The 15396-nt window shown below is 71.1% G+C and carries 14 protein-coding genes; 7 read left to right on the forward strand and 7 right to left on the reverse strand.

What is annotated here, in order from left to right; translation table 11 throughout:
• From pgsB to ABZ919_RS03985, 5 genes are all read left to right on the forward strand, one after another.
• Entirely contained in the window at nt 1-1638 is a 1638-nt protein-coding gene (gene pgsB / locus ABZ919_RS03965) for a poly-gamma-glutamate synthase PgsB (RefSeq protein WP_361242427.1), read from the forward strand.
• Complete coding sequence (locus tag ABZ919_RS03970; protein WP_055706323.1) at nt 1635-2117, forward strand: poly-gamma-glutamate biosynthesis protein PgsC/CapC; 483 nt, start codon at nt 1635-1637, stop codon at nt 2115-2117. The genes pgsB and ABZ919_RS03970 overlap by 4 nt, the downstream gene beginning before the upstream one ends.
• Before the next feature lie 37 nt (nt 2118-2154).
• Entirely contained in the window at nt 2155-3207 is a 1053-nt protein-coding gene (locus tag ABZ919_RS03975; protein ID WP_361242430.1) for a hypothetical protein, read from the forward strand.
• A gap of 48 nt (nt 3208-3255) precedes the next feature.
• The gene (locus tag ABZ919_RS03980; protein WP_361242433.1) at nt 3256-4278 is read left to right on the forward strand and encodes a hypothetical protein; all 1023 of its coding nucleotides are present in this window, start codon (nt 3256-3258) and stop codon (nt 4276-4278) included.
• Nucleotides 4279-4430: 152 nt separating this feature from the next.
• On the forward strand, nt 4431-4823 hold the full coding sequence (locus ABZ919_RS03985; protein ID WP_361242854.1) for a hypothetical protein: 393 nt from the start codon (nt 4431-4433) through the stop codon (nt 4821-4823).
• A gap of 60 nt (nt 4824-4883) precedes the next feature.
• Here ABZ919_RS03985 and ABZ919_RS03990 read toward each other — a convergent pair whose 3' ends face one another.
• From ABZ919_RS03990 to ABZ919_RS04010, 5 genes are all read right to left on the reverse strand, one after another.
• Complete coding sequence (locus ABZ919_RS03990) at nt 4884-7013, reverse strand: 3-hydroxyacyl-CoA dehydrogenase NAD-binding domain-containing protein (RefSeq protein ID WP_361242436.1); 2130 nt, start codon at nt 7011-7013, stop codon at nt 4884-4886.
• Nucleotides 7010-8227, reverse strand: a complete 1218-nt coding sequence (locus ABZ919_RS03995) for an acetyl-CoA C-acyltransferase (protein WP_361242438.1) — start codon at nt 8225-8227, stop codon at nt 7010-7012. The genes ABZ919_RS03990 and ABZ919_RS03995 overlap by 4 nt, the downstream gene beginning before the upstream one ends.
• 159 nt (nt 8228-8386) lie before the next feature.
• Nucleotides 8387-9676, reverse strand: coding sequence for a ribonuclease D (locus ABZ919_RS04000; protein ID WP_361242441.1), 1290 nt, complete (start codon nt 9674-9676; stop codon nt 8387-8389).
• Between the two features lie 315 nt (nt 9677-9991).
• The gene (locus tag ABZ919_RS04005) at nt 9992-10648 is read right to left on the reverse strand and encodes a response regulator transcription factor (protein WP_023545949.1); all 657 of its coding nucleotides are present in this window, start codon (nt 10646-10648) and stop codon (nt 9992-9994) included.
• A 292-nt stretch (nt 10649-10940) separates the two neighbouring features.
• Nucleotides 10941-11615, reverse strand: coding sequence for a DUF3000 domain-containing protein (locus tag ABZ919_RS04010; protein WP_361242444.1), 675 nt, complete (start codon nt 11613-11615; stop codon nt 10941-10943).
• A 113-nt stretch (nt 11616-11728) separates the two neighbouring features.
• Here ABZ919_RS04010 and hemE point away from each other — a divergent pair, with 113 nt between their 5' ends.
• Nucleotides 11729-12787, forward strand: coding sequence for a uroporphyrinogen decarboxylase (gene hemE / locus ABZ919_RS04015; protein WP_361242447.1), 1059 nt, complete (start codon nt 11729-11731; stop codon nt 12785-12787).
• Nucleotide 12788: 1 nt separating this feature from the next.
• Here the strand turns inward: hemE and ABZ919_RS04020 are convergent, their stop codons facing one another.
• Nucleotides 12789-13613, reverse strand: a complete 825-nt coding sequence (locus tag ABZ919_RS04020; protein ID WP_361242450.1) for a rhomboid family intramembrane serine protease — start codon at nt 13611-13613, stop codon at nt 12789-12791.
• 115 nt (nt 13614-13728) lie between these two features.
• On the opposite strand from ABZ919_RS04020, the gene ABZ919_RS04025 reads away from it, so the two are divergent.
• Nucleotides 13729-13974 (forward strand): hypothetical protein, encoded by a 246-nt coding sequence (locus ABZ919_RS04025; protein ID WP_361242453.1) that lies wholly within the window; start codon nt 13729-13731, stop codon nt 13972-13974.
• On the opposite strand, the gene ABZ919_RS04030 is transcribed toward ABZ919_RS04025, so the two are convergent.
• On the reverse strand, nt 13971-15377 hold the full coding sequence (locus tag ABZ919_RS04030) for an FAD-dependent oxidoreductase (RefSeq protein ID WP_361242456.1): 1407 nt from the start codon (nt 15375-15377) through the stop codon (nt 13971-13973). The genes ABZ919_RS04025 and ABZ919_RS04030 overlap by 4 nt on opposite strands.
• Nucleotides 15378-15396: the final 19 nt, after the last annotated feature.

Raw genomic sequence — 15396 nt, forward strand, 5'->3', positions numbered from 1 at the left:
GTGCTCTTCCTCTACACCGTGCTGCTGGTCTGCTGCGCGATACTGCTCGTCGCGGGCATCGTGGAGCAGCGGCGGCACTTCGCCAACCTGGACCACATACCCACCCGCGTCCTGGTCAACGGCATCCGCGGCAAGTCCTCCATCACCCGGCTGTGCGCGGGCGCACTGCGCGGCGGCGACCTGGTCACGGTCGCCAAGACCACCGGCACCGCGGCCCGGTTCATCCACCCGGACGCCACCGAGGAGCCGGTCTACCGCAAGTTCGGCATCGCCAACGTGGTGGAGCAGATCGGCATCGTGCGGCGTGCCGCCGCGTACAAGCCGGACGCCCTGGTCATCGAGTGCATGGCCGTCATGCCGGCTCTGCAGGAGATCAACCAGTCCAAGCTGATCCGCTCCACCATCGGCGTGCTGTGCAACGTCCGTGAGGACCACCTCGCCGAGATGGGCCCGACCCTGGACGACGTGGCCCGCTCGCTGTGCCGCTCGATGCCCGAGGACGGCATCTGCGTCACCGCGGAGAAGGAGCGCTTCCACATCCTCCAGGAGGAGGCGGACGCGCGTAACTGCAAGCTGATCTACGCCGATCCCGAGACCGTCACCGACGAGGAGCTGCGCGGCTTCAGCTGGTTCACCTTCAAGGAGAACGTGGCCATCGCCCTCGCCGTCGCCGAACTCCTCGGCGTGGACCGCGAGACGGCCCTGCGGGGGATGTACGACGCCCCGCCGGACCCCGGCGTCCTCTCCGTCGAGCGCTACCTCACCCCCGAGGGCAAGAAGCTCCGCTTCGCCAACGTCTTCGCGGCCAACGACCCCGAGTCGACGCTGATGAACATCAATCAGCTGCTCGATCTCGGCGCCATCAACCGCCCGCTCAACGTGGTCATCAACTGCCGTCCCGACCGCGTCGAACGCAACGGGCAGATGGGCGAGATCATCCCCGACCTCGACCCCGAACGCGTCTTCGTCATCGGCCATCCGGCCAAGTCCGCCATCGACGCCATCCCCGCCGAGTTCCGCTCGCGCGCCGTCGACCTCGGCGGCGACAAGCGCGACCCCGAGGAGTTCATGGGCAAGATGCTGGAGATGCTCGGCGCGGACTCGTCGATGGTCGCGATCGGCAACATCCACGGCCAGGGCGAGATCCTGCTGGAGCACCTCGCCGAACTGCCGCCGGACGAGAGCGGCGACGAACCCGCCGCCGCGGCCCCGGCCGGCCGGTCCGAGCCGGCGCCCGCGGCGGCCGACTCGTCCGAGACCATGCAGCTGTACGTGCCCCGCATCGACCCGTACCAGCGCTACCCGGAGGCGTACGAGGCGCGCTACGCGCACCAGCAGCCGTACGTCCCGCAGATCCCCGTGCAGCGGAACGCCGAACGCCCCTACCCGCACGAGGAGCCGACGCGCCGGACCGGACACGACCAGGCGCACCCGCACGAGACCTCGTACGACACCGGGAGCGAGCCGCGGCCGTACCACGGAGGCCGGCCCGCCCCCGCCGTGCCACCGGCACCCGCCGACAGCGGCCGGGCGGCCGAACCGGCCCGGCCCCGCGGGCTGTTCGAGGCCCGCCGCCCGCCCCAGCCTTCCGCCGACGACGACAGCCAGCAGTGGCACAGCCCAGGAGAACAGCGTTGATCCCCTCCGTCCTCACCCCCGAGATCGCCGCGATCGGCATCGGCCTGGGCCTGATGTTCTCGCTCATGTGCTACCTGACGACCAACCTGTCGCCGGGCGGCATGATCACTCCGGGCTGGCTCGCGCTCACCCTCATCGAGGACCTCCAGCGGGCCGCGCTCGTGGTCGGCGTCACCGTGCTGACCTACCTCGCCACGCTGCTCATGCAGAAGTTCGTGATCCTCTACGGCAAGCGGCTGTTCGCGGCGGTCGTGCTGAGCGGCGTCCTCATCCAGGCCACCGTGATCATCGTGCTGCAGATGGAGTTCCCGCTGCTGTACGCCAACCAGACCCTCGGCTTCATCGTCCCCGGCCTGGTCGGCTACCAGCTGGTCCGCCAGCCCAAGGGCGCGACCCTGCTGTCCGTCGGAACGGTCACCCTCGCCACCTATGTGGTGCTGACCGCCGGCATCCTCCTCGGCGCCATGCCGTCCGCCTGAACCCGCCCTCACCCGACGCATTCCTGGAGCCCCCACCATGCCGAAGCGCCAAGGCCGCCCCGTCGTCCACGCGGTGACGGTGCTGGCACTGCTCGCGGGCAGCGCCTTCTTCACCTACGAACTGCGCAAGGACGAGAAGGCGAAGCTCCCGGCCGCGCAGTCGATCACGGAGAACCTGCACAGCTCGGGCGGCGCCCCCGGCAAGCAGACCTGGGAACGGCTGAACAACCCGGCGCGTTCGGTGCTGCGCGACGGCAAGGGCGCGGTCATCGCCACCTTCACCGACGGCGCCCGCACCGCCACCCTCAAGGGCCCGACGCGGACCTTCAGCGAGCCCACCAATACCAGCACCAAGCTCGTCACCGACGACTGGGTCCGCCTCATGCCGGAGCCCTGGGCCCAGGGCGCCGAGAAGCAGCAGTGGTTCAAGGACTGGTTCAAGCAGTACTACGGCAGCGAGGAGGACGACATCTTCGCGTTCGCCTTCCAGTACATCGTGGGCGCGCCGGTCAAGAAGGACGACCAGGGCGTCCAGTACGCGGGCCACGCCTACTACGGACCCCTCAAATCCGACGGCGTCGACCGTTACGAGCAGACCGACTTCTACGACTACCTCGGCATCCCGTACACCTTCCGGGACGGCGTCACGGTGTACCCGCAGCAGGACCGCCTGCGCTCCGTGGACTGCTCCGGCTATCTGCGGCTGGTCTACGGCTACCGGGCCCGCTACCCGCTGATGTCCGACAACATCCACGGGGACGGGCTGCCGCGCACCGCCGACGGCATGGCCCGCGGCAAGGAGGGTGTCGACATCATCAAGCTGCAGGGCCCGAGCCCCTGGTACACGCGGCCGCAGAACATCGACGTCCTCCAGCCCGGCGATCTGCTGTTCTTCAAGATGGACCACCGCACCGGCAACCACATGGACCACTCGGCGATCTACCTCGGCCCGGACACCGAGGGACACAAGGTCTTCATCTCCAGCCGCAAGGAGCAGAACGGGCCCACGATCGGCGACCAGGGCGGTGTCTCGCGCCTGGACGGGAACGGCTTCTACGCCGGCTTGTTCCGCAGCGCGAAGCGGCTGTGAGAGGGAACCGGATGCGGGCCGCCGCCGACCGGCGCATAAGGTGAACCGGTGAACGGCGACTGGCTCCTGCGCGGCCGAGACGGCCGGCTCAGTGTCTACCAGCTGTCGGGCGACGCGGTCCTGTGCCGGGCGGAGCGCGCACCCGGCGGCGGTCCCTGGACCACCCCACGCAGGGTGGGCGGCGAGCAGGAACTGCACCCCGTGCTCGCGGTCGGTCAGGGCGCCGACGGCTACGCACACCTGGTCTCCTGGCGGCCGACGTCGCCGGGCGAGTCCGGCCTGGTGCACTCCACGCACTTCCGGCCGCACCTCGCGGCGCTGGACTGGAATCCGATCGGCCACCCGAGGAAGCGGGGCGGCGACCGGTCGGGCACGCCGGCCGTCGCCGTCGACGCCGAGGGCCGCGCCCATGTGTTCGTCCGCAACGACGGCGGCGGGGTGCACATGGTCGCGCAGAAGGAGAAGGGCGGCTGGGAGCCCTGGGCGGATCTCAGGGGCAGCAAGGTGCAGGACGGCCTGGCGGCGGTGACGGCGGAGTCCGGCCGTGTCGAGCTGTACGCGGCCGTGCCCGACGGGATCCTGTACTGGCGCCAGGAGGAGCCGGGCGCCGTGCCGGTCCTGGCGGAGCGCCTGCGGGCCCCGGTCCGCCCGGGCACCCTGCACGCCCTCGCCACCTCGCCCGGCAGCACCACCGTCCACTACACCGACACCTCCGGCGACCTGTGCGCCTGGCGCCCGGGCGGCAAGCCGGTCTCCCTGCTGCCGGCGGCCGGTTCGGGCCCCGTCGCGGCGGTCCGCTGCGACCTCGACGGTCACGACTGCACCCTGCTCGCCCAGCGCTCCGCCGGCGGCCGCGTCGCCTTCGCCGCCCACCCGACCGAGCTGGAGTCGGCGGGCGCCTGGTGGACCGAGTCGGGCCCCCGGCTGCCCCTGGACGCGACGGTGTCCCTCACCACGGACGCGGAGGGCCGGGTGGCGGCGGCAACGTTGTCCCCGTCGACCGGCCAACTCCTGCTGACCCGGCGGAAGGACGAGCCGGGCCTGGCGCTGGAGGCGTGGCGGCAGGTCTGAGCCGACACCCTTCGGACGAGGCCCGGATCATCGGCCTGACCGTGGCGGACGCCTTCCCCGGCAGCGGGCTGTCGCCCGCCGGCGTCCACGGTCACCCGGCGGAACCCCTGGCCCGGCGCCCGAGGCGTCGCGGCGGATCCGAGTGCGCCATGATGGCCGGCGTGGACACCGAGACACTCATCGACGCCTGGCGGCGCCTCCTCGCCGGATCCGGAAAACCGTGGGTGCTGTTCGAGCACGGCACATGCGTGGTGCTGGAGGAGCCCGAGGGAGGGCTCGCCGACCGGGCGACCGAGATCCTGCGCGAGTACGGCCCCGTGAGCGTGGGCGGTCCGGCGGGCGACTTCCGCGTGCTCGAACTGAAGAACGGCGAGGGCTGGCTGGTGACGGGCCATCACCCGGACGTCGTCACCTTCGTCGCCCTCGAGGAGTCCGAGGACCCTTCGCACCTCGCCGTCGGGATCCACGGACGGTCCAAGCGCGACCAGGACGGCAGGCAACTGCACGTCGTCCATGTCGAGGACGCCCGTTCGTCCGCCGGCTGAAACGCCGATGCCCGGCACACCACTCGGTGTACCGGGCATCGTAGGACCGTACGCGGAGCCTTACGCCGGGACGCTCGCCACGCCCTGCGCCAGGAACTTCTTGCCGTTCACGCGCTCGGAGACGCCCTCGCGGTCCAGGTACGGCGTGATGCCGCCCAGGTGGAAGGGCCAGCCGGCGCCCGTGATCAGGCACAGGTCGATGTCCTGGGCCTCGGCGACGACGCCCTCGTCGAGCATGAGCCCGATCTCCTGCGCCACCGCGTCCAGCACCCGCGCCCGCACCTGCTCCTCGGTCAGGACGACGTCGCCCTGCTTGAGCAGCGCGGCGACCTCCGGGTCCAGCTCCGGCTTGCCGCTGTCGTAGACGTAGAAGCCGCGCTTGCCCGCCTCGACGACCGCCTTGAGGTTCGGGGAGACCTTGAAGCGGTCCGGGAACGCCTTGTTGAGGGTCTCGGAGACGTGCAGGCCGATCGCCGGGCCGACCAGCTCCAGCAGGACCAGCGGGGACATCGGGAGGCCGAGCGGCTCGATCGCCTTCTCGGCGACCTCGACCGGGGTGCCCTCGTCGATGACGTTCTGGATCTCGCCCATGAATCGGGTCAGGATGCGGTTCACGACGAACGCCGGGGCGTCCTTGGTGAGGACCGCGGTCTTCTTCAGCTTCTTGGCGACGGCGAAGGCCGTGGCCAGGGAGGCGTCGTCGGTCTTCTCGCCGCGGACGATCTCCAGCAGCGGCAGGACCGCGACCGGGTTGAAGAAGTGGAAGCCGACGACCCGCTCGGGGTGCTTCAGCTTCGACGCCATCTCCGAGACGGAGAGCGAGGAGGTGTTGGTCGCGAGGATCGCGTGCGCCGGGGCGACCGCCTCCACCTCCGCGAACACCTGCTGCTTGACGCCGATCTCCTCGAACACGGCCTCGATGACGAAGTCGGCGTCGGAGAAGCCCTCGGCCTTGTCCAGGACGCCGGTGACCAGTGCCTTGAGGCGGTTGGCCTTGTCCTGGTTGATCCGGCCCTTGCCGAGCAGCTTGTCGATCTCGGCGTGGACGTAGCCCACACCCTTGTCGACGCGCTCCTGGTCGATGTCGGTCAGCACGACCGGCACCTCCAGCCGGCGCAGGAACAGCAGGGCCAGCTGCGAGGCCATCAGACCGGCGCCGACGACGCCGACCTTGGTGACCGGGCGGGCCAGGTTCTTGTCCGGGGCGCCGGCGGGACGCTTGCCGCGCTTCTGGACGAGGTTGAACGCGTAGAGGCCGGCGCGGAGTTCGCCGCTCATGATCAGGTCCGCGAGGGCCTGGTCCTCGGCGTCGTACCCCTGCTGCAGGTCGCCGTTCTTGGCGGCCGCGATGATGTCCAGGGCGCGGTAGGCGGCCGGGGCCGCGCCGTGCACCTTGGAGTCCGCGATGAAGCGGCCCTTGGCCACCGCCTGGTCCCAGGCCTCACCGCGGTCGATCACCGGACGCTCGACCTCGATGTCGCCCTTGAGGACCTGCGCGGTCCACAGCAGCGACTGCTCCAGGAAGTCGGCGCCCTCGAAGAGGGCGTCGGCGATGCCGAGCTCGAAGACCTGCTTGCCCTTGAGCTGCTTGTTCTGGTTCAGCGAGTTCTCGATGATGACCGAGACGGCCTTGTCGGCGCCGATCAGGTTCGGCAGCAGGGTGCAGCCGCCCCAGCCGGGGACCAGACCGAGGAAGACCTCGGGGAGCGAGAACGCCGGGACGGCCTTCGACACCGTGCGGTAGGTGCAGTGCAGGCCGACCTCGACGCCACCGCCCATCGCCGCGCCGTTGTAGTAGGCGAAGGTCGGCACGGCCAGGTTCGACAGGCGCTTGAAGACGTCGTGGCCGCCCTTGCCGATGGCCAGCGCGTGCTCGTGCTCCTTGAGGACCTCGACGCCCTTGAGGTCGGCGCCGACCGCGAAGATGAACGGCTTGCCGGTGATGCCGACGCCGACGATCCCGCCGTCCGCCGCCTCCTTCTCGACCTGGTCGATGGCGGCGTTGAGGTTCGCCAGCGAGCCCGGCCCGAAGGTGGTCGGCTTGGTGTGGTCGAAGCCGTTGTCCAGCGTGATCAGCGCGAAGCGGCCGGCACCGAACGGCAGGTCGAAGTGGCGTACGTGCGCACTGGTGACGACCTCGTCGGGGAACTGCTGCGCGGCCTGCTTCAGAAGCTCGGCGGTGGTGCTCACTTGTCCCCCTCGAAGTGCGGGTTCTCCCAGATGACCGTCGCGCCCATGCCGAAGCCGACGCACATGGTGGTCAGGCCGTAGCGGACGTTCGGCTGTTCCTCGAACTGGCGGGCCAGCTGCGTCATCAGGCGGACGCCGGACGAGGCCAGCGGGTGACCGAAGGCGATGGCGCCGCCGTACTGGTTGACGCGCGCGTCGTCGTCCGCGATGCCGTAGTGGTCGAGGAGGGCCAGCACCTGCACGGCGAAGGCCTCGTTGATCTCGAACAGGCCGATGTCGGAGATGGACAGGCCCGCCTTGGCGAGGGCCTTCTCCGTGGCCGGGATCGGGCCGTAGCCCATGACCTCCGGCTCGACGCCCGCGAAGGCGTACGACACCAGGCGCATCTTGACCGGCAGGCCGTTCTCGCGGGCGAAGTCCTCGCTGGCGATGATCGACGCGGTGGCACCGTCGTTCAGACCGGCCGCGTTGCCGGCGGTGACCCGGCCGTGCACACGGAACGGGGTCTTCAGGCCCTGGAGGTTCTCCAGGGTCGTACCCGGGCGCATCGGCTCGTCGGCCGTGACCAGGCCCCAGCCCGTCTCACCGGCCTCGGGGCTGGTGCGGCGCACCGAGATCGGCACCAGGTCCTGCTGGATCTTGCCGTTGGCGTACGCCTTGGCGGCCTTCTCCTGCGAGCGCACCGCGTACTCGTCGGCGCGCAGCTTGGTGATGTGCGGGTAGCGGTCGTGCAGGTTCTCCGCGGTCATGCCCATGAACAGGGCGGACTCGTCGACCAGCTTCTCGCTCACGAACCGCGGGTTCGGGTCCACGCCCTCGCCCATCGGGTGGCGGCCCATGTGCTCCACGCCACCGGCGATGACGGCGTCGTAGGCACCGAAGGCGATCGAACCGGCGGTGGTCGTCACGGCGGTCAGGGCACCGGCGCACATGCGGTCGATCGAGTAGCCCGGGACGGACTGCGGCAGGCCCGCGAGGATGCCTGCGGTGCGGCCGAGGGTCAGGCCCTGGTCGCCGATCTGCGTGGTCGCGGCGATGGCGACCTCGTCGATCTTCTTCGGGTCCAGACCGGGGTTGCGGCGCAGCAGCTCCCGGATCGCCTTCACGACGAGGTCGTCGGCGCGGGTCTCGTGGTAGATGCCCTTCGGGCCCGCCTTGCCGAACGGGGTGCGGACGCCGTCGACGAAGACGACGTCCCTGACGGTACGAGGCACGATGGCTCTCCTCCAGACGCGGGGGTGGCACAGCTGCGCGGCGCTGAGCGCGCGCTCAGCACTCATGCTACTTATGAGTAACGTAGCTGCCCAGTCCCCTCGACCGGAGCGGTGAACGTCACATCCCGGCGTGGCGTGATTCCGACGTCCCGGCGGAGGCTAGGCGCCCTTCGCCGTCAGTGCCGACACCAGCACCGGCGTCACCAGCTGCACCTGCCACGGCCGCGCTCCGTACCCGGCCAGCGCGTTCTCCACCGACTCGGTGTCGATCACCTTCGGCGGCTCCCAGCAGATGCGCCGGACGGTGTCCGGGGACACCAGGTTCTCCTGCGGCATGCTGAGCCGCTCGGCGAGAGCGGTCACCCCCGCCCGAGCCGCCGACAGGCGTGCCGCGGCGGCGGGATCCTTGTCGGCCCAGGCCCGCGGCGGCGGAGGTCCGGTCACCGGCTGCCCCGGCTGTGGCAGCGCGCTGTCGGGAAGGGCCCTGGCCCGGTCCACGGCCGCCTGCCACTGCTCCAGCTGCCGGCGCCCCGTCCGGTGCCCGAACCCGTTGAGCGCGCCGAGCGCGTGCACACTGCCCGGCAGGGCGAGCGCGGCCTCGACGATGGCCGCGTCGCTGAGCACCTTGCCCGGCGAGATGTCCCGCCGCTGCGCGATGCGGTCCCGCGTCTCCCACAGCTCCCGTACGACAGCGAGCTGCCGTCGCCTGCGCACCTTGTGCATCCCGGACGTACGGCGCCAGGGATCCTTCCTCGGCTCGGCCGGCGGCGCGGTCGCGATCGCGTCGAACTCCTGGAGCGCCCACTCCAGCTTGCCCTGCCGGTCCAGCTCCTTCTCGAGGGCGTCGCGCAGGTCGACGAGGAGTTCCACGTCGAGCGCGGCGTACCTGAGCCAGGGGTCGGGGAGCGGCCGGGTCGACCAGTCGACGGCGGAGTGGCCCTTCTCGAGGACGAAGCCGAGGACGTTCTCGACCATGGCGCCGAGACCGACGCGCGGGAACCCCGCGAGCCGGCCGGCCAGCTCGGTGTCGAATAGCGCGGTGGGCACCATGCCTATCGCGCGCAGGCACGGCAGGTCCTGGGTGGCCGCGTGCAGCACCCATTCGACGCCGGAGAGCGCCGCGCCGAATCCGGACAGGTCGGGGCAGGCGACGGGGTCGATCAGCGCGGTGCCGGCGCCCTCACGGCGCAGCTGCACCAGATAGGCGCGCTGGCCGTAGCGGTAGCCGGAGGCGCGCTCGGCGTCGACGGCGACGGGGCCGGAGCCCGCGGCGAAGGCGGAGACCATCCGGGCGAGGGTGGTCTGGTCGGCGACGACGGGCGGAATGCCCTCACGGGGCTCCAGCAGCGGTGTCGGCGCCCCCATCACAGAAGATCCGGCGTCGTCCGGAGGAGTGCCTCCGGTGATGCGCAGGGAGCTGTCTGCTGCGGTGTCTTGGGCGTCGGTCACCTGTCAAGGGTATCCGTGTGTGGACGGCGCCCGTCGACGGAACGTTCCGTCGACGGGCGCGGGAGGGTCGTAAACCAGTCAGGCCGGTGAAAGGTGCAGTTCACATGAGTGATCCGGCGGCTGCTCCGGTCGGCTCAACGAACGGCTCGGCGAACGGCTCGGGAGGGGGCTGGAGGATGGGCTCGAGGAGCGGTTCAGCATGTCTTCAAGGGTCGCGTCGGTGGTCTTCCCGGTGGTCTTCTCGGTCGGTCGGCTGATGGCTCGGTGGCTGGTGATCGGCTCAGTGACAGCTCAGCAGCAGCTCAGTGGCAGCTCTCAGTGAATGATTCCGGTGCGCAGGGCCACCGCCACCATCCCGGCCCGGTCGCCGGTGCCCAGCTTGCGGGCGATGCGTGCGAGGTGGCTCTTGACGGTCAGGGCGGACAGGCCCATCGAGACGCCGATCGCCTTGTTCGACTGGCCTTCGGCGACCAGGCGCAGCACCTCCACCTCGCGCCCGGACAGTTCGCGGTAGCCGCCCGGGTGGCTCGGGGCGCCCGGGGGGCGGCGGTGCATCCGGGCGGCGCCGAGCGGAGCGGCGCCGGGCCGGGTGGGCAGTCCGATGTTGGTGCGGGTGCCGGTGACGACGTAGCCCTTGACCCCGCCCGCCAGGGCGTTGCGCACCGCACCGATGTCGTCGGCGGCGGACAGAGCCAGCCCGTTGGGCCAGCCCGCGGCGCGGGTCTCGGACAGCAGGGTCAGGCCGGAGCCGTCGGGCAGGTGGACGTCGGCGACGCAGATGTCGCGGGGGTTGCCGATGCGGGGACGAGCCTCGGCGATGGACGAGGCCTCGATGACATCGCGCACGCCGAGCGCCCACAGGTGACGGGTGACGGTGGAGCGGACGCGGGGGTCGGCCACGACGACCATGGCGGTCGGCTTGTTCGGGCGGTAGGCGACCAGGCTTGCGGGCTGCTCGAGGAGAACGGACACCAGGCCTCCTGGGTGGGGGACGGGGCCGGCTTGTGGGGATGAAGCCGGGACGAACCGTGCTTTCAAGGTCACAGTCGTCTTCGGCAGCAAACTCGTCCGCCTTTAGAGAATGATCACGATCTAGTGAGTAACAATCCGTGCAATTCGGACACGCGATCGATCATCCGAAGATCGAGTCGGTTCAAGCGGGGGCGATTCGGGTTCGGAAAGTGGCCGTATCGACAAAGGGATGGTCAATAAGCCAGCCATGCGGATGAAGCCGCCCGGAACGGTGGCTTCACGCGCCGCGCTCTCACCGCGACTGCGGGCCCCTGCGCTGCGGAAGCGTCACCACCGACGCGTCGCCCGGACCGGCCGGCGGCAGACCGCCGACCTGCGCCAGCAGATCGCACCAGGAGGCCAGGTGCGAGGCCGTGTCCGGCACCCCGCCGAGGCCCTCGCGGGGCGTCCAGGACGCCCTGATCTCGATCTGGGAGGCCGCGGGCCGCTCGGCCAGCCCACCGAAGTAGTGCGAGCTCGCGCGGGTGATCGTGCCGCTCGGCTCGCCATAGCCGAGCCCGCGCGCCTGCAGCGCACCGGTCAGCCACGACCAGCACACCTCCGGCAGCAGCGGATCGGCCGCCATCTCCGGCTCCAGCTCCGAGCGCACCAGCGTCACCATCCGGAACGTTCCGCGCCAGGCGTCGTGGCCCGCCGGGTCGTGCAGCAGCACCAGTCGTCCGTCGGCCAGCTCCTGCTCGCCGTCGACGACCACGGCCTCCAGCGCGTACGCGTACGGCGCCAGCCGCTGCGGGGCGGCCGTGGGCTCCACCTCCACCTGCGGCCGCAGCCGGCTGCTGCGCAGGGCGTCGACCGCGGCCCGGAAGGCCGGCGGCCCCGGAGTACCGGAGCGCCGGTCCGCCTCCTCGGTGTCCACCACGTCGTCCATTCCGTCAGCGCCGTCCGACATTCCGTGAGCCGCAGCCATGCGGGGAAGAGTAAGGGGAAGCGCGGCTTTGTGCAGGGCAAGACACAGCAGGTCGGTGCCGCCGGCCGCCACGCCGGGCACGTCCCGATCCGGCGCCGTGCGAAACTTGCCCCGTGACCGCCAACGACAGCATGCAGCCGACAGCGACGTACGACAGCGCCTTCCTCAAAGCGTGCAGGCGCGAACCCGTGCCGCACACTCCCGTGTGGTTCATGCGCCAGGCCGGCCGCTCCCTGCCCGAGTACCGCAAGGTGCGCGAGGGCGTCCCCATGCTCGAGTCCTGCATGCGGCCCGAGCTGATCACCGAGATCACGCTGCAGCCGGTGCGCCGGCACAACGTCGACGCGGCGATCTACTTCAGCGACATCGTCGTCCCGCTGAAGGCCATCGGCCTCGGCCTCGACATCCGGCCCGGCGTCGGCCCGGTCGTCGAGGAGCCCATCCGCACCCGCGCCGATCTGGCCCGGCTGCGCGACCTCACGCCCGAGGACGTCCCCTACGTCACCGAGGCGATCGGCATGCTCACCGAGGAGCTGGGCCCGACCCCGCTGATCGGTTTCGCGGGCGCGCCTTTCACCCTCGCGAGCTACCTCGTCGAGGGCGGTCCCTCTCGCACGTACGAGAACGCCAAGGCGATGATGTACGGCGACCCCGAGCTGTGGGCCGACCTGCTGGACCGCCTCGCCGACATCACCGCCGCCTTCCTGAAGGTGCAGATCGAGGCCGGCGCGAGCGCGGTCCAGCTGTTCGACTCCTGGGTCGGCGCCCTCGCCCCGGCGGACTACCGGCGCTCGGTCATGCCTTCTTCCGCGAAGGTCTTCGAAGCCGTGTCCGGCTACGGCGTGCCGCGCATCCACTTCGGTGTCGGCACCGGAGAGCTGCTGCCGCTCATGGGCGAGGCCGGCGCGGACGTCGTCGGCGTCGACTGGCGCATCCCGCTGGACGTGGCCCAGGGCCGCGTCGGCCCCGGCAAGGCGCTCCAGGGCAACCTCGACCCGACGATCCTGTTCACCGACAAGGACACCGTCGAGGCCAGGGCCCGCGAGGTGCTGGACGCGGCCGCCGGCCTCGAGGGGCACGTCTTCAACCTCGGCCACGGCGTCCTGCCGAACACCGACCCGGACGCGCTGACCCGCCTCGTGGACTACGTCCACACCGCGACCGCGCGCTGACTCACCAGGTGTAACGGGGCCGCGCCCGTCTGCCGAACAGCAGGCCGCGCGGCTCCGGCGGGGCAGGGGTGCCGGGCTTGAGCGGCCAGGCCAGCAGCATGCCCGCCAGGAAGCCGACCACGTGCGCCGCGTAGGCCACGGCGCCGGCACCGGTGACGCCGTGCCCGGAGGAGTACACCGCCTGCAGCACGAACCAGAATCCGAGTACCAGCCAGGCCGGCAGCCTGAGCGGCAGGAAGATCAGGAACGGCACGAGGACCCATACCCGCGCCCTCGGCCACAGCACGATGTAGGCGCCGAGCACCCCCGCGATCGCGCCGGACGCGCCGATCAGCGGTTCGCCCGAGCCGGCGTTGAGCAGTGCGAAGCCGTAGCCGGCCGCGTACCCGCAGGCGACGTAGAAGAGGAAGAAGCGGATGTGGCCCATCCGGTCCTCGACGTTGTTGCCGAAGATCAGCAGGAAGAGCATGTTGCCCAGCAGGTGCAGCCAGCTGCCGTGCAGGAACATCGCCGTGAACACCGACAGCGGGGGCGACTTGGCGTAGCGGGGCGGGGCCACGACGCAGCCCGGGCCGTGCGGCCCCACGCCCACGTCTCCCGTGGGGACCAGCCTGGGCAGCTGATGGTGGACCAGCTCTCTGGGGACCGCCGCGTAATGGTCCATGAAGGCCTGCAGATGGCACAGTTGCGCCAGGTCGCTGCCGCCGGCCACGGAACCGGACATGCCCGGCGTGGTGACGAACACGAGGACGTTCGCGGCGATCAGGGCGTACGTCACCCAGGGGGTGCGGCGCACCGGGTTCACGTCATGGACGGGGATGACCACACAGAAGTAGTGCCCGGGATGCGGCGGGCGAATCGGTGAACGCCGCGGTGTGGGTGTCCGTATGGGTTCTCAACCGACGTGAGGACAGGCGATGAGCGAACGAAACACTCCTCCCATGCATGCTCTGCCCGACGGTGAGGCGGAGATCTCTCTGGTCGTACGGCTCCCCTGGGAGGACGTCGCACGGCTCGGCCAGGAGGCCGGGCGGCTCGCCTCGCAGATGCAGCGGCCGGTGACGCTCGACGAAGCGGTCAGCTACCGGCTGCGCTCCGCCCGGCCGTCCGCCACGCACGCCAAACCCGCCGGAGAGCAGCCGCAGGCGGCCGTGTCCGCTCTGCCGCGCATCAGCACAACCGCCTAGGCCGAGGCCTGGGAGACCCGCACCTTCGCCGCCGCCTTTCTCGCCGCCACCAGGACCGGGTCCCACACCGGTGAGAAGGGCGGGGCGTAGCCCAGGTCCAGGGCCGTCATCTGTTCCACCGTCATGCGCGCCGTCAGCGCCACCGCGGCGATGTCGACCCGTTTCGCCGCGCCCTCGCGGCCGACGATCTGGACGCCGAGCAGCCGGCCCGTGCGGCGTTCCGCGAGCATCTTCACCGTCATCGGGGAGGCGCCGGGGTAGTAGCCGGCCCGGCTGGTGGACTCGATGGTGACCGTCTCGTACCGCAGGCCCACCCGGTCGGCGTCCTTCTCACGGAGGCCGGTGCGGGCGATCTCCAGGTCGCAGACCTTGCTGACCGCCGTGCCCACCACGCCCGGGAAGGTGGCGTAGCCGCCCCCGGCGTTGGTGCCGATGACCTGGCCGTGCTTGTTGGCGTGGGTGCCGAGGGGGACGTACTGGTCCTGGCCGGAGACCAGGTTCAGCACCTCGACGCAGTCACCGCCCGCCCAGATGTTCTCGTGTCCGCGCACCCGCATCGCAAGGTCGGTGAGCAGGCCGCCGTGGGCGCCGAGGGGCAGGTCCGCGGCCACGGCGAGAGCGGTTTCCGGACGTACCCCGATGCCGAGGACCACCACGTCCGCCGGGTATTCGGCGTCCTGCGTGGCCACCGCGCGGGCCCGGCCGTCCTCACCGGTGAGGATCTTGGTGACCTCGGCGTCGTTCACCATCGTGATGCCGAGGCCCTCCATGGCCCGGTGCACCAGGCGGCCCATGTCCGCGTCGAGCGTCGACATGGGCTCCCTGCCGCGGTTGACGACCGTCACCTCGAAGCCGTGGTTGATCAGCGCCTCCGCCATTTCCACGCCGATGTAGCCGGCCCCGACGACCACCGCCCTGCGGCCACGCGTGCGTGCCAGCGTCCGGAGCAGGGCCTCGCCGTCGTCGAGGGTCTGCACGCCGTGCACCCCGGGCGCGTCCGCGCCGGGCAGGTCGGGGCGGACGGGGCGCGCGCCGGTCGCGATGACGAGCTTGTCGTACGACGTCCAGGACTCGGCGCCGGAATCGACGTCACGCGCGCGTACCCGCTGTCCGGCCACGTCGATCTCGGTGACCTCGGTGCGCAGCCGCACATCGATCGCCCGCGCCCGGTGTTCCTCGGGGGTGCGGGCGACCAGGTCGTCCCGCTCGGGGACGTCGCCGCCCACCCAGTACGGGATGCCGCACGCCGAGAAGGAGGTGAAGTGGCCGCGCTCGAAGGCCACGATCTCCAGTTCTGCCGGTCCCTTCAGCCGGCGTGCCTGCGATGCCGCGGACATGCCCGCGGCATCGCCGCCGATCACGACCAGCCGTTCCGTCCCGCCCCGCCCGTCGCCCATGCTCATGGGACCACGCTACGGGGCG

Source organism: Streptomyces sp. NPDC046759 (genome assembly GCF_040645475.1).
Taxonomy (GTDB): Bacteria; Actinomycetota; Actinomycetes; order Streptomycetales; family Streptomycetaceae; genus Streptomyces.